This is a genomic window from Mesorhizobium sp. M8A.F.Ca.ET.208.01.1.1 (assembly GCF_004791315.1).
GTDB lineage: Bacteria > Pseudomonadota > Alphaproteobacteria > Rhizobiales > Rhizobiaceae > Mesorhizobium.
The window spans coordinates 27,190-40,992 of the sequence record NZ_SRUT01000005.1 but is presented as its reverse complement, the minus strand read 5'-3'; the positions used below and the strand labels follow the sequence as shown (position 1 = coordinate 40,992).

Sequence of the window (13,803 nt, the reverse complement as noted above, 5' to 3'; positions counted from 1 at the left end):
ATGAGCTGCCGTAGCCAACCCCGACTCGACGTTAGCCGACCTGCTCGACGGTGAGCGAGCCAGCTTGGAGCGACCTGATCAACGACTTTGCCGAGACCAGCGGATCGAGCCAGCTCGCCCAGTCCTTCCGGTCTAGTATCACGATCTGCCGGTCATGATAGGGGGCGATGTCCGGACCGGGTTCCATCGTAAGCATCGTAAACGCTTCACCGACATCATTGGTCTGGCGCCAGATTCCGGCGATGCAGAAGATCGGCTCGTCGCGCTTGGTGAAGAGCCACTTGTCCTTGCGCTTCTTGCCCTTCTCCGTTGGATCGGTGAATTCGTAAAAGCCATCGGCAGGGATCAGGCAGCGGTTCGCTGCGAACTCGCGACCATCCGAGCGGAAGTTGTAGACCGGCCGTTTGTTCTGTCCGGGCCAGCTCCACCGGCGCTGAATCAGGTCACCCTCGCCGCTCGCGCCGTCGACCGCGCGGATAATCGGCCCGATATCCGTTATCTTGATGTCCTCGCGTGCCTCGATGTTCGGCGCGCCGTCGCTGAAGCGGATCTTGATCTTGAGATCGGCGAAGTCCTCGACGATCGAGGCGACATCCACCATCAGCCGATAATCATTGCACATGTGTCACCTGTTTCCCGGCGTTGCGCGGCAATTATGTTCCTGTTATGTTCTTTTGGCTATGAGCGCAAGAGTTTTTGATTCCGACGCACCGCTCGACGAACGCCGCGTCATCATAAGACGCTACGGCGGCGATGTTGAGATGCTAGAGCTGCCGTGGGGACTTCAACCCAGGGACCCGGGCGGGCGACCCTTCACGGTCGTGCGCACAGAAGACCGATCGTTTCCGAGCCATCGCTGCCTGGTGCCGGCGTCCGAATTCCGGCACCGCAGCCAGGGGAAGAACTACAGCTTTCGCCTCGCAAACGGTGACTGGTTCTACTTCGCCGGCATCTGGCGGCCAGCGACGCGCGATTGGCCGGAAGCCTACGCAACCCTCACGATCCAGGCCAACGATGATATTGCGCCCTACCATGACCGCCAGATGGCGGTGCTGCGCCGGGACGAGCGCACGGCTTGGCTCGACATGACGCATCCGGAACATGAAGTCCTTCGTCCCCTTCCCGGGAGAAGCTTTGCGATTTCGCGTCTCCGTCAGGGTCGTATGCAGGCTGAATTTGCGATCTGAAGATTGTAGCATCCTTCAGCACGAAGCTCAGACCATGCCGAAATGACATTGCAAGCAAATGGCCCCTGAACACAGCGCCGACCCGCGCAAGATCATCCATGTCGACATGGATGCGTTCTACGCGTCGGTCGAACAGCGCGACGATCCGGAACTCCGCGGTAAGCCGCTTGCCGTTGGTGGAGCGGCTGCCCGCGGCGTTGTGGCGGCCGCGAGCTACGAGGCCCGCGCCTTCGGCGTTCGCTCCGCGATGCCTTCGGTCACGGCAAAGCGCAAATGCCCCGAGCTGATATTCGTGCCGCCCCGCTTCGAGGTCTACCGGGCAGTCTCGGCTCAGATCCGCGAGGTGTTTGCCGAACATACCGACCTCATTGAGCCGCTGTCGCTCGACGAGGCCTATCTCGACGTGACGCAGAACCGGCTCGACATTGCGTCTGCCACGACGATCGCCGAGATGATCAGGGCAAAGATCCTGCTGGTGACCGGTCTCACCGCGTCCGCCGGCATTTCGTACAACAAATTTCTCGCCAAGATGGCGTCCGACCAGAACAAGCCGAACGGTCAGTTCGTCATCACGCCGCGCCACGGCCCCGCCTTCGTGGAGACTTTGCCAGTCAAGAAGTTTCACGGTGTCGGCCCCGCGACAGCCGCGAAGATGGAAGCGCTCGGCATCGAGACCGGCGCCGATCTCAAGGACAGGTCGCTCCCCTTCCTGCAGCAGCATTTCGGCAAGTCCGGGCTCTGGTACTATCAGATCGCGCGCGCCATCGACGAACGCGCGGTCGACCCGGATCGGCCACGCAAATCAATCGGCGCCGAGGATACGTTCGCAGCCGACATTATCGATCTCGATGCATCGCTCGCCGAACTCAAGCCGCTGGTCGCCAAGGTCTGGGGATACTGTGAAGGCAAAGGCATCCGGGGCCGGACCGTCACGCTGAAGATCAAATTCGCCGACTTCCAGCAGATCACGCGCAGCCGCACGGTGGCCGTGCCGATCGAACTCCCTGATTTCGAGGCGCTTGCAGCCGATCTCCTGCGGCCGGTATTTCCGGTACAGAAGGGAATCCGCCTGTTGGGTGTCACGCTTTCGTCGCTCGGCGATGTGCTACCGCCCGATCGGCGTCAGCTGCGGTTCGAATTGTAGGGTGTCTCTACGCCGGGGGGATAGCCCGGCTGCAGGCTCTCCGGATCAGCGCGCGTGTGGATCGATTTCGCGGACGATCTCGGAGGCTTCTCCTTCATACTCGTCGGCTGGCACGACGGTCAGCGTACCGTCGCCGGCGCGGAAGATGACGATGCTGACCATCAGGCTGGTGGCGAGGCTGAAGGCGAAGGCGTTGGCTTCCATGAGCGACATCGTTCCGGCTCCTGTTCTGGAAGCGGGGAGCGATCCCGCGTGACAGGCGCCCTATGTGTCCGGCCGAGGGCCGCAATCACCGTGAAGGCGAAGCCGAGCGGCGGCACGCTTTGTGTAGTCCGACCCTTTACGGGTTGATGGCATCAGGCCCACGGACCGGATCAAGGAATTGCGCCCATGAACGCGGGGATCGCTCCCCGTTTCCAGAATAGCAGCCGGCGAAATCCGTCGCTCGGAGCACGCTCCCTCGCATTCATCCCAGCCGAACCAGCTTTGCCACGGCCGGTCCCAAGTCTCGAAGAGATGCCAACGAAGTTGCCTTCGTCGGCTTGGCCGCGGAGTGCTGCCCCCTTAAAAGGCGCCGAATTTCATGACCGGGATGCCCAGCTTGCGTGCCTTGTCGGCGAGGTTGTCCTGAATGCCAGAGCCGGGGAAATGAATGACGCCAATCGGCAAGGTGTCGAGCATGGCATCGTTGCGCTTGAAGGGCGCAGCCTTGGCGTGCCCCGTCCAGTCCGGTTTGAAGGCGATTTGTGGCACCTTGCGGCTATGAGCCCATTTGGCCGCGATCAACTCGGCACCTTTTGGTGATCCGCCGTGTAGCAGGACCATGTCCGGATGCTTGGTATGGACCTGGTCGAGCTTGGCCCAGATTAGCCGATGATCGTTGAAATCGAGCCCCCCGGTGAAGGCGACTTTGGGTCCGGGTGGCAACAGCACCTGGCTGTCCGCATGCTTCCTCGCGGCGACGAAGTCCCGACTGTCGATCATGGCCGCGGTGAGGTGACGATGGTTGACGACAGAACCCGAACGCGGACGCCAGATCGAGTGGGTGTGCCGCTCGTAGTGCTCGGCGGACTGGTCACGCATCAATTCGAAGGCGTTGCGGCGTTCGAGCAGTGTCTGACCTTGGGCGATCTGCCGCTCGAGTTCGACCGACTTGACCTCGGATCCGTCCTGTTCGCGCTGCAGCCGTTGCTGGCAAAGCTCGTTTTCATCGAGCTCGCGTTCAATCCGCTTGGTCGCGCGGTGGAACAGGTTGACCGTCCCCCACAGCAGTTCCTCGAGGTCTGGTTCAAGGCGTGTGTCGGCCATCGCCACCACGAGAGCATCGAATATGTCGGCGATACTGGCCGCTATGACCCGGCCTTCGGGCAGCGGGCGCGGATCGGGCTCGTCGTCGAAGGGACGGTAGCCGTAGAGCTGAAGCTCTTGAAGGACGTAGTCGGTGGGTGATGATGCGGGTTGCGGCTCGAAGTCGGTATCGTGCTCGGTGCTCATGGCGGCTTGCCTTCGTGGGATCGGCCGCGCCCATCGCGGCCTTCATGGCGACGAAGGCGATGGATGATCCGGACTTGCACCCGCAGCGCCAGCGCAGGGCCGGAACGGAAGTGGAGGATGGCGAAGCCCGGCTATTTTGTCTCGCGATGGAAAGGCCCGAAGACGGGGCCTCGCGCGGCCCGCCGCGTGGGGTGGCAAGGGCCGCCGGAAAATAGCCGGGCGCAGCCATTGCCTGTCCGGATCGGCCGGCGCCCGATCGCCCTCTGGAAGGCCGTGGGCCGGCCCTCGCCCCAGCGAAGGTCCACCTTAAGCACTCGGGCCACGCATCCTGGCATGCCGCCCCTCTCTTCCCCCTTTCCGGTCAGGCCGCCAGTGCCATGAAGCGAGCCACATCCTGTGGCGCGATCTGGATCCGCAGGATCGCCCTGAGGGCATCGGCACCGAGCAGGCGCAGATCCTCGTTGAAGTCGCCGAGTTGCGGCGCCAGGACCATCGCCTCGATACCGGCCGCTTTGGTGCGTTCAATGAGGGTTGCCACAGCTGCGTCGCCGGCGGGATCATTGTCGCGGGCGATATAGAGCCGCCGCAATGTGTCGGGAAACAGGATTGCGGACAGATGGGCCGCCGACAGGGCCGCGAGTGCCGGCAGGGCGGGCAGGACAGTGCGGTGCGACAGCATGGTCTCGATGCCTTCGCCGGCGACCATGACATCGCAGCAGCAGCCGAAGCGGACGGCGTGACCGAGCAGTTCGCCCATGGCCCGTCTCGGCGTGTCGATTGGAGCGCGGCCGAGATGGGCCTCGGTGAAACCGCCAGGATCGAGCCAGGTGCGGTGGGCGCCGGTGAGCTTGCCTTTGAGGTCGGTGACCGACGCGATCATTGCCGGCCATGTTTCGGTCGGGCCGTGCTCGGCACTGTAATAGCAGCGCGGATGAAACCGAAGGCTCCCGGTCGCATGCAAGGCTGTGATCCCGCGTCCACGCAGATACGTCTCAACAAGCGTTCTCCCAATGGGTTGCGAAATGGAGACCAAACGCCGGGCCGCTTCGGGGGAGCCGCCGGCAGCGGGAACGGCTGGCACCCTGTGTTCGTCCGGTTCGCTCGTCGCCCGGGGCATGGACAGAAAGCTGCGCGCCTCGTCGGAAACGTCCTTGAAATCGACAAGGCCAAGCGACTCCCGAATAACGTCCAGAAGGTCGCCGTGCTCGCCGGTGGCGGCGTCGGTCCATTTCCCGGCGGCGCCCTTGCCGGAATCCGATCCCTTGAGGCGGACAAACATCGAACGCCCCGGCGCATTGCTGACATCACCCACCAGCCAGTAATTGCCGACGCGGCGACCATTGGACAGGTATTGGCGGCACACCGCCTCCGCCCGTCGGGCGAGACGGCTTGCCAGTACGGACGCATCGTGCGGCGCCATCAGCTGGCCTCCCGCTCGCTGATGCGCTGCACCGGATAACGCTCGATGACCTTGGCGAGCACCGTAGGCCCGCTCGCGTCCGCGGGCACGAACATGCGCAGCTTCCAGGATATGATCTCGTGGAAAAGTCCGTAGGCCGTGAGCCGCTCGCGCATGGTATCGGTGAAGCCCGACAGCTCGATGCGATTGGCGCCCATGACGCGGACGCGGCGCAGATCAAGACCTTCCGCGAGGTCGAGCATCGTTCGTCCATCCACAAGAGCGTTGAAGGCATCTTGCGCTGTCAGCGTGCTGATGCCGGTTGCCAGCGCGCCGGCGGCCCAGGCGACTGAGACCCTGCGTCCTATGATGCGCTCTCCCGCATCGGTCTGAAGCCGATAGACCCGGCTCGATTCGTTTGGAAGACGCTTCCAGATCGGCAGCAGCAGTCCTGCGACGATGTGGATGGTCGAGTCCGAGAATGCCGGGACGCCCGCGACCTCGGCGCTCCAGGCAGCGCTGAAGGTCTCTCGATCAACATGCTGCCAATGACTGTCCTCCATCATGCGCAGCGAGGCATGGTGTTGCTCCATCGGCCGGATCAGCCGGACCCGCCGCTCGATCTCGCCATCGTCGAGCATAAACGATGGCGCGGGAACCTGGACGGCCGCACGTCCTGAGCGTTCGTTGACCAACAGGATGGCGCGCTGATCGTCGAGCTCGGCGACAGCTTCCTCGACGGGCATCGGCCGGTTGCGCTGGCGCTGATCGATAGTGAGAAGCTGTGTCTCGGCGCCGGTGCCAGGATGGGTGTAGATAGCCCGCCTATCGGTGACGACGAAACTCTCCGCTCGCAGCGTTTCGAGCCCGAGGTCGTAGACCCCAGCCGCGATGGCGCCTTCCACCTTCGCGGTGAGCAACTGCTCGAAAGCCGCGAACAGGATGTTCTGCAGTTCGATGGTGAGCGCCAGCAGGCGATTAAGGAAAGTGGTGATCGGCGGCAGCTCGTCCTTGATGCCGTTCTCGTCCGTCAGCCTCAGCCCCGTGGTCTGCTCGAACAGCTCGAGTGAGCAGCCCTCCACCTTGCCGCGGACGATCAGCAGATAGAGTTGCCGCAGCGCATCGCGCGCATGATGCGATTCCAGATTGTCCTCTGGCCGAAACAGACCCTGCCCGCCGGTCTGGCGCTGGCCACGCGTGATCGCGCCCAGCGTGTCGAGGCGTCGGGCAATCGTCGAGAGGAAGCGTTTCTCGGCTTTCACATTGGTGGCGATCGGTCGAAACAGCGGTGGCTGCGCCTGATTTGTCCGATGCGTGCGGCCAAGTCCCTGGATGGCTGCGTCGGCCTTCCAGCCAGGTTCGAGGAGATAGTGGACGCGCAGGCGCGTGTTACGCGCGGAAAGCTCCGCATGGTAGCTGCGGCCTGTCCCACCGGCATCGCTGAACACCAGGATACGCTTGACGTCATCCATGAAGGCCTGCGTCTCGGCGAGATTGGCCGAGGCCGCGCGGCCCTCGACCATCAGGCGTTCGCCCTTCCTGACGATGCGTCGCGACCGGCCCGTCACCTCCGCTACCATGTCGGTGCCGAAGCGCTGGACGATCTGGTCGAGCGCGCCAGGGACCGGTGGCAGGCTCGCCAGCTTCTCGATCAGGGCCGTGCGGCGCGCGACCGCCTCACGACTTTCAACGGGTTGACCGTCGCGAAACACCGGCCTCGACGACAGGTTGCCTTCCGAATCCGTGAAGGGCTCGTAGAGCTGCACTGGGAAGGAATGCTCGAGGTAATCGAGCACATATTCGCGCGGCGTGATGTCGACGCGGACGTCGTTCCATTCCTGCGTTGGCACCTCCGCCAGCCGGCGTTCCATCAGTGCCTCGCCGGTGGAGACGATCTGAACCACGGCCGAATGCCCGGACTGGAGATCCTGCTCGATCGAGCGGATCAGTGTCGGCGTCTTCATCGACGTCAGCAGGTGACCGAAAAAGCGCTGCTTGGCGCTTTCGAAAGCCGAGCGCGCGGCGGACTTGGCCTGGCGGTTCAGGGTGCCGCTGTCGCCGGTGATGTTGGCGGCCTGCATGGCCGCGTCGAGATTGTTGTGAATGACGGCAAAGGCGCCGGCATAGGCATCGTAGATCCGCCGCTGCTCAAGCGTCAGTTCGTGCTCGACCAGTTCATATTCGACGCCGTCGAAGGAGAGCGAGCGTGCCGTGTAGAGGCCAAGCGCTCGAAGGTCCCGGGCGAGCACCTCCATTGCCGCCACGCCACCCGCCTCGATCGCCTCGACGAACTCCGCGCGGGTCGAGAACGGGAAGTCCTCGCCGCCCCACAGGCCAAGCCTCTGGGCGTAGGCGAGATTGGCGACCGTGGTCGCGCCGGTGGCGGAGACATAGACGACACGGGCGCTAGGCAGCGCTTGTTGCAAACGCAAACCGGCGCGGCCTTGCTGTGAGGGCGCGACATCGCCACGCTCTCCCTTGCCGCCGCCGGCATTCTGCATGGCGTGCGCCTCGTCGAATATAAGCACTCCGTCGAAATCCGGACCCAACCATTCGACGATCTGCCTGACGCGCGAAACCTTCTCGCCACGGTCGTCGGAGCGTAGCGTGGCATAGGTTGTAAACAGGATGCCTTCTGGAAGCGTGATGGTGCGCCCTTGCGGGAAGCGCGACAGCGGCGTGACCAGCAGACGCTCCATGCCGAGCGCGGCCCAGTCGCGCTGCGCGTCCTCAAGCAGCCTGTCTGACTTGGAGATCCACACGGCCTTGCGTCGACCTTGCAGCCAGTTGTCGAGCATGATGCTCGCCGACTGCCGGCCCTTGCCGACGCCGGTCCCGTCGCCGATGAAGAAGCCACGCCGGAAGCGCACGGCCCCTGGCGCGTCCTCGGGTGCCGCTTTGACAACATCAAGCGTGTGGTCGACTGACCACGATCCGGCGAGAAACCCGCAATGGGCCTCGCCGGCCATGATCACCGTTTCGAGCTGGGCGTCGGAGAGCGATGTCAGGATGTCGCCGGGCAGGGTCGGCCGATAGCTGGGCCTCGGTGGCGCGACAGACGCCATTGCCGCGGACTGGACCAGCGTTGTCGGGTGCGCCTGGGAGCCCGGAATACGGATCGTCTGCAATCCGTATTCCTCGTAAATCGCGTCGGTCAGCCGTGCTCCGTCGTCGGGCGTCCAATCGACCGTCTCGTACGACAGTTCAACGCCGACCGGCTCGGATAGCTGCCGCTGAGCCGGGCTTGCGACAGTGCGGGCGAGATAACCGCGGACCGTCCTGGGCGCGGTGATGGCCGGAACGACCCTGGCAGCTTCGGCGATCGGCGGCCGTGCGGGAACGTGCTTCTCGATCCAGCTGAGCAATGTGGCGACATCCGGCGCAAAGCCAGGCGAGGCCGGAATGAATGACGGATCGCCAGCCAATGTCTTGTCGATGACCGTCAGTCGGGTGTCGATCGCCGTGCCATGCCTGGCGTAGACGGCGCCACTGATCGTGGCGGTGAAGACGACGCGGCCATGCTCCTGCAGGCGCTCGAATGAATTGCGCCACGCCGGCATCTCCGGTCCGAAGCCCGCGCTGGTGATGGTGACCAGCCGACCACCGTCGGCGAGCCGCGCGAGTGCCGAGGCGATATGGCGATAGGTTGCGTCCGCGACCCGCCCCCGCACGTTGGCGAGGACCGAGAACGGCGGGTTCATCAGCACGATGGTGGGCAAGCGCGCCGGATCAAGATGGTCGTGGATCTGCGCCGCGTCGAAGCGTGTGACCGTGACGCCCGGGAAGAGATTGGACAGAAGGCCGGCACGCGTCTCCGCGAGCTCGTTTAGCACAAGCGAGCCGCCGGCAATCTCAGCAAGGATCGCAAGCAGACCGGTGCCGGCAGAAGGTTCAAGCACCCGGTCAGCCGACGTTATGGCCGCAGCCGTGACGGCCGCGAGGCCGAGCGGGATGGGTGTCGAGAATTGCTGCAGCGCCTGGCTTTCCTCGGAGCGGCGGGTATGCGTGGGCAGCAGGTCCGCAATCCGGCTGAGAAGCGGCAAGACGGATGTCGCGGAACCGGCTTTGCGCAGAAGCGACCTGCCGTATTTGCGAAGGAACAGAACGGTCGCGGCTTCGCAGGCTTCATAGGCCGTCTTCCAGTCCCAGGCGCCGCTTGTGTCGGACGCCCCGAATGAGGCTTCCATCGCCGCTCGCAGGACAACGGCATCTACGCGCCGGCCGCATTCGATGTGGGGGAGAAGAACCAGGGCTGCCGCGTAGACGGCTGCGGCTGGATCGAGAGGCGTGGCGGAAGAGGCCGAACCGCCGATTACTGCGGGTGACAAAAAGTTCATTGGAGATCCTCTGGAGAGCGAGGCCAGGAAAAGCCCATCGGCGCTCTCTCTGACCGCACGGGCTCAACTCGTCCCGGCCGGACACTCACTCTCACGACAGAACGCAAAAACGCCCGGCCCTCTTGCGAGAGCCGGGCGATGGGACGCGGAAGGAGACGGCCTATTCGGCGGCGTCTAGCTGTTTTTCATCCTGGTCGACCAAGGCGACATCGTTGTCACCTGCCAGGAATTCAGGCAAAGCTTCATCTTCGTCGCCAGCGTTGGTGTCCACTGCTTCCACATCAACGTCGACAAGCCGCAGAGGCTCAGGCAGCCAGCCACTATCGGCGAGCAGGCGTTCGGCTTCCTTGGCCATGTCGCCCTTCTTGAGGTGGTCAATGAGCTGGGAGGCGCGCTCGCCGGCGCCCTCGCGAACGGCTTCCAGGATGCGCGCCTTGGTGACACGGCCGAGATAGTTGCCGACAGTGGGTCGCCACCCGGCATCAATCATGTCGAGTCCGACTGCCCTGGCGAGATTATCGGCGTCGGCAAGGCGCTGTTGCACACCGTGTGTGGAGATAGCGCCGTTGCCGTAGCGATCGGCCCTTTCGTAGAGGGCGTTGACACCCAAGGATGCGCAATGGGCGAACAGCTCAGTCTGCTCGGTGCCCGTCAGTGCAGAGAGCGCGTTCCACAGGTCGGCGACGTCAGTTGGAAGACGCTTTTCCCAGGCCTCGTGGCGGGCCTGGATCGAGCGCGCATAAATCGTATCCCGAAGCCCTTCGGACTGGACGGGAAAGACCGTGCCGCGGACAAGGACTTCCATCGCCACGCCTTGCGCGCTGTAGCGAGAGAAAGCGTCGCGGACGAATTTGTTGAGCACGGCCAGGAAGGCGGTCGCGGGATCGTTGGCGAGCTTGTCGCGCAGAGCCAGCGTGCGATCCGCGGTCAGCTCCATGATCAGGCGATCGGGCAATGGCTTGATGCCATCGTCGTCATCATCCTGCGTGTCGGCCGGTTGGCCACCGATGGTGATGACGGCCCGCTGACCCGGGCCTGTGGCTGAGACGCCGGATCCGTCGACGCCGGGATCGTTGTTGCCGTCGGACGGAACGAGCGCCTCATCCTCCGGCTTCACGTAACCGCGTTCGACGAGAAGCGCTCCGTCCGTGTCGACGCTGACGAAGACACCCGCACACGCGATTTCGACCGGATTGAAGCGGACGGGGCGCGCCTCGATCGACTTGATAGCGGTTTCAATCTCGCCAAACCGCTGGTCGACCTCGTCAGGCAACTCGTCGGCCTCCTCATACTGCGCCTGGAGCTGGTCAAATTCATTGCGCAGCGCGTCGAGCGTTGCCTGCTCATCACTGCCGAGGTCGATTGGCGCGCCCTCGAGCTCACGCAAACCGTCCGCCGCGCCATAAGGGAAACTCACCGCGACCTCGATCCACTTCCAACCTTCGTTGGCGATTTCGTCAACCATCATCTGCAGCTTCTCAATGACGAGCCGCTCAAGCAGCGGAATGTCCTGTAGCCAACCGCCATCATCCGACTGGAACAGATCACGCAGCACTTCGCCGCCTGCCGCCTCATAGCTCTCGAGGCCGACGAACACGGCCCGCTTGTCGGAGGCGCGGACGGTATTCTCGGTCAGCATGCGGCGGATCTGGTATGGCTCTTTCGACCAGCTGTTCTTGATCGCCTCCCAGACCTGCTCCTGTCGGGTGTGGTCGGTGCTGACGGAAAATGCCTCCAGTTGGGCGATCGTCATGCCGTCCTCGGCGTAAACATCGAGAAGCGCCGGCGATACGGTTGTGAGCTTCAGACGCTGCTTGACGATGTTGACCGAGATGAAGAATGCGGCGGCAATCTCTTCCTCGGCCATGCCCTGGTCGCAGAGAACTTTGAAGGCGCGATACTGATCCAAAGGATGAAGCGGCGCACGTTCGATGTTTTCCGCCAAGGACACCTCCTCGGCGAGAACCGTGCTGGACGAACTCCCGATGACACAGGGGACAGGCGCTACCTTGGCAAGCCGCTTCTGTTTGACGAGCATTTCGAGGGCGCGGTAGCGACGGCCGCCGGCCGGCACCTCGAACATCCCGGTCTCCTGGCCGTCTGCACCGACCAAGGGGCGAACGTGTATGCCCTGGATCAGTCCGCGGCGGGCGATTGATTCAGCCAGGTCCTCGATCGAGACGCCAGCCTTTATGCGCCGCACGTTGGTCTGGGCAAGCACCAGCTTATTGAAAGGAATATCGCGCGAGGACGACAGCGTGATCTTTTGAACGGCAATGGTCATTGAGGTTTCTCCGCGACGGGCCGCCGAGAGCCTCTCTCTCGGTCCTGAACCCGTCATGAAACCCCCTCCAACCCTCTTCCTCTCCCGCCCCGCGCGATCCGGCACGCCGTTGATCGACAGCCGAGCCGCAATGGACAGGAAGACGCTTGCGCTGCTCCGGACAAAGAAGGTTATGCTGCCCTTCTTTCCTTGCCTTCATCCAACTCGACGGATGCTTCGACCTCCTCCGGCAGGTGACCGAGAAGCCACTCAGCTGCCTTGCTTGCCTGGCTGGCGGCACGCACAATAGCGCGATTGTCCTCGCGCAGAACCTCTAGCCATGAGCCGATATAGTCGGCATGCCTAACGGTGGGCATGATGCCCAAGGCGGCGCAGCAGAAGGCAGCGTTGATCTCTGCCACGAGTTCCTCGAACGCATATTTCCTGGAGCCGGTGGAACCGGAGCAGTCGCGGGCCAAGCGTGAACTGTGACCGGTGGCATGACCGAGTTCATGCAAGGCCGTCCGGTGCCAGTTGATCGGCTCGAAATAAGCTTGGGGCGGAGGCACCTGTATATAATCGCGGCCAGGCATATAGAACGCCCTGTCGCCACCAATACGGAAGTCGATACCGGTGGCCTTGATCAGAGCCTCGACCCGCGGTTCGATCAAGCTTGCCACCGGCAGCGGAGCCGAAACTGCGACTTCATCAGGCAGCCCTTCACATTGCTCGATATTGAAAACGGTGAAGCGCTTGAGGAAAGGGATCGCCTGGGCATCCTCGCCTGTCTCGCGAGCGCGCTTCCTCTCATGATCCGGGACAAAACGATCGGCATAAACGACCGTTGTCCCACGCTCGCCTCTACGGACGTTCCCGCCGAGCGCGGCAGACTGTCGATAGGTTAGCCAACTCTGCGTTGGGAACCCGCGTTCGACGACGGCACCCCAGAGGATAAGGACGTTGATCCCGCTGTACGTGCGATGCGTGCTGGCATTCTTCGGCAGGGAAAGCGACGCTTTTGCCGCGGAAGTCCCCCATGGCTGAACCCAAGGAAAACGACCCGCTTCCAGCTCGGCAATTATCTTGCCGGTGATCTCGTCGTAGAGATTAGACCGGTCGGCGACGGCATGGTTTCGATTGCTCCGGACAGACATCGCGGTTCTCCGCGACGGGCGCCGAAGGCCTTTCCTTCCGCTTTCAACCCGTCGCGAAAAACCCGACCCTCCTCTCACTCTCCGTCGGGAGAGCCCTCTGCTCTCCCGACCAGTGTGAAAAAAAGGGCGTACAAGGCGGAAGCAGCGAAATGTCCGTCAGCGGGAATAAGTCAGTTCGGTGCTGGAGCAGGTTCGTGGCCCTGAGACCGGTTCAACAGGGCGGCCGAAGGAGCATCAGCATAGCGCCGCCGTGAGGCGGGATGCGGGACCGACAGCCCCCGGCGAAGGGCGCCATATGAAACTTGAGCGCAGAGCAGGGAGCAAGCCGTCGCGCATGACGCATGGTCGATCCGGGCCACGGCTATCCCTCGCCGGCCGATATATACGAAATCACCGCCCGGCATACGCTTGCCGGCTTTCGCCCTTTCCACCGGTGAAGACTATCGGCTTCAATCGTCTGCTTACCGAAGGAGGAATCGCGCTATGACAGGTCCCAGGGAAAGTGCACTAAAGCGGACGATCCGCCGCAAGGAACTGCGCGAAATCGTGCCTCTGGCCGACAGCACAATCTATGAAATGGAACAACGCGGGCAATTTCCACGACGCTTCGCTCTCACCCCTCGGTGCGTGGTTTGGGATCTGGCCGAAGTAGAAGCCTGGCTCCAGGCTCGCAGGGCGGTTCCGATCTCCCGTGCGAGTCCTCCTGATGTGCGTTTACGGAAAACCTCTCGTGTCAGAGCGCGAGATCGGGCACAAATACCGTAAGCTGAGGGGGGACGAGCGCCACGGTACGGTGTCGATGATCAATCCGTTCGGGCACATTTG

10 protein-coding genes are annotated in these 13,803 nt (G+C 63.3%); 3 read left to right on the top strand and 7 right to left on the bottom strand.

What is annotated here, in order from left to right:
* Nucleotides 1–31: 31 nt before the first annotated feature.
* Nucleotides 32–622, bottom strand: a complete 591-nt coding sequence (locus tag EN851_RS22155; RefSeq protein ID WP_135930066.1) for an SOS response-associated peptidase — start codon at nucleotides 620–622, stop codon at nucleotides 32–34.
* Between the two features lie 58 nt (nucleotides 623–680).
* On the opposite strand from EN851_RS22155, the gene EN851_RS22150 reads away from it, so the two are divergent.
* Nucleotides 681–1,187, top strand: a complete 507-nt coding sequence (locus tag EN851_RS22150; RefSeq protein ID WP_135907069.1) for an SOS response-associated peptidase — start codon at nucleotides 681–683, stop codon at nucleotides 1,185–1,187.
* Nucleotides 1,188–1,245: 58 nt separating this feature from the next.
* The gene (gene dinB, locus EN851_RS22145; RefSeq protein ID WP_135906802.1) at nucleotides 1,246–2,331 is read left to right on the top strand and encodes a DNA polymerase IV; all 1,086 of its coding nucleotides are present in this window, start codon (nucleotides 1,246–1,248) and stop codon (nucleotides 2,329–2,331) included.
* Between the two features lie 45 nt (nucleotides 2,332–2,376).
* Here the strand turns inward: dinB and EN851_RS36405 are convergent, their stop codons facing one another.
* The 6 genes from EN851_RS36405 to EN851_RS22120 all read right to left on the bottom strand — a co-directional run bounded on the left by EN851_RS36405 (nucleotide 2,377) and on the right by EN851_RS22120 (nucleotide 12,978).
* Entirely contained in the window at nucleotides 2,377–2,544 is a 168-nt protein-coding gene (locus EN851_RS36405; RefSeq protein ID WP_167531259.1) for a hypothetical protein, read from the bottom strand.
* Between the two features lie 351 nt (nucleotides 2,545–2,895).
* Nucleotides 2,896–3,825, bottom strand: coding sequence for a DUF2493 domain-containing protein (locus EN851_RS22140; RefSeq protein WP_135906801.1), 930 nt, complete (start codon nucleotides 3,823–3,825; stop codon nucleotides 2,896–2,898).
* Nucleotides 3,826–4,186: 361 nt separating this feature from the next.
* Nucleotides 4,187–5,245, bottom strand: a complete 1,059-nt coding sequence (locus EN851_RS22135) for a toprim domain-containing protein (protein ID WP_135906800.1) — start codon at nucleotides 5,243–5,245, stop codon at nucleotides 4,187–4,189.
* Nucleotides 5,245–9,561 carry a strawberry notch-like NTP hydrolase domain-containing protein gene (locus tag EN851_RS22130; protein WP_135906799.1) on the bottom strand — a complete coding sequence of 1,439 codons (4,317 nt, stop codon included), beginning with the start codon at nucleotides 9,559–9,561 and terminating at the stop codon, nucleotides 5,245–5,247. Before EN851_RS22130 ends, EN851_RS22135 begins: the two co-directional genes overlap by 1 nt.
* Before the next feature lie 160 nt (nucleotides 9,562–9,721).
* Complete coding sequence (locus EN851_RS22125) at nucleotides 9,722–11,845, bottom strand: ParB/RepB/Spo0J family partition protein (protein ID WP_135906798.1); 2,124 nt, start codon at nucleotides 11,843–11,845, stop codon at nucleotides 9,722–9,724.
* Nucleotides 11,846–12,015: 170 nt separating this feature from the next.
* Nucleotides 12,016–12,978, bottom strand: a complete 963-nt coding sequence (locus tag EN851_RS22120; RefSeq protein WP_135906797.1) for an ArdC family protein — start codon at nucleotides 12,976–12,978, stop codon at nucleotides 12,016–12,018.
* A 483-nt stretch (nucleotides 12,979–13,461) separates the two neighbouring features.
* On the opposite strand from EN851_RS22120, the gene EN851_RS22115 reads away from it, so the two are divergent.
* The gene (locus EN851_RS22115) at nucleotides 13,462–13,743 is read left to right on the top strand and encodes an AlpA family phage regulatory protein (RefSeq protein ID WP_135906796.1); all 282 of its coding nucleotides are present in this window, start codon (nucleotides 13,462–13,464) and stop codon (nucleotides 13,741–13,743) included.
* Nucleotides 13,744–13,803 lie beyond the last annotated feature (60 nt).

What these genes read in the sequence shown, in the direction of transcription:
- EN851_RS22135 (WP_135906800.1), bottom strand. Translation starts at nt 5,245, where the DNA reads ATGGCGCCGCACGATGCGTCCGTACTGGCAAGCCGTCTCGCCCGACGG.
- EN851_RS22115 (WP_135906796.1), top strand. Translation starts at nt 13,462, where the DNA reads ATGACAGGTCCCAGGGAAAGTGCACTAAAGCGGACGATCCGCCGCAAG.
- EN851_RS22140 (WP_135906801.1), bottom strand. Translation starts at nt 3,825, where the DNA reads ATGAGCACCGAGCACGATACCGACTTCGAGCCGCAACCCGCATCATCA.
- EN851_RS22130 (WP_135906799.1), bottom strand. Translation starts at nt 9,561, where the DNA reads ATGAACTTTTTGTCACCCGCAGTAATCGGCGGTTCGGCCTCTTCCGCC.
- dinB (WP_135906802.1), top strand. Translation starts at nt 1,246, where the DNA reads ATGGCCCCTGAACACAGCGCCGACCCGCGCAAGATCATCCATGTCGAC.
- EN851_RS22150 (WP_135907069.1), top strand. Translation starts at nt 681, where the DNA reads ATGAGCGCAAGAGTTTTTGATTCCGACGCACCGCTCGACGAACGCCGC.
- EN851_RS22155 (WP_135930066.1), bottom strand. Translation starts at nt 622, where the DNA reads ATGTGCAATGATTATCGGCTGATGGTGGATGTCGCCTCGATCGTCGAG.
- EN851_RS36405 (WP_167531259.1), bottom strand. Translation starts at nt 2,544, where the DNA reads ATGTCGCTCATGGAAGCCAACGCCTTCGCCTTCAGCCTCGCCACCAGC.
- EN851_RS22120 (WP_135906797.1), bottom strand. Translation starts at nt 12,978, where the DNA reads ATGTCTGTCCGGAGCAATCGAAACCATGCCGTCGCCGACCGGTCTAAT.
- EN851_RS22125 (WP_135906798.1), bottom strand. Translation starts at nt 11,845, where the DNA reads ATGACCATTGCCGTTCAAAAGATCACGCTGTCGTCCTCGCGCGATATT.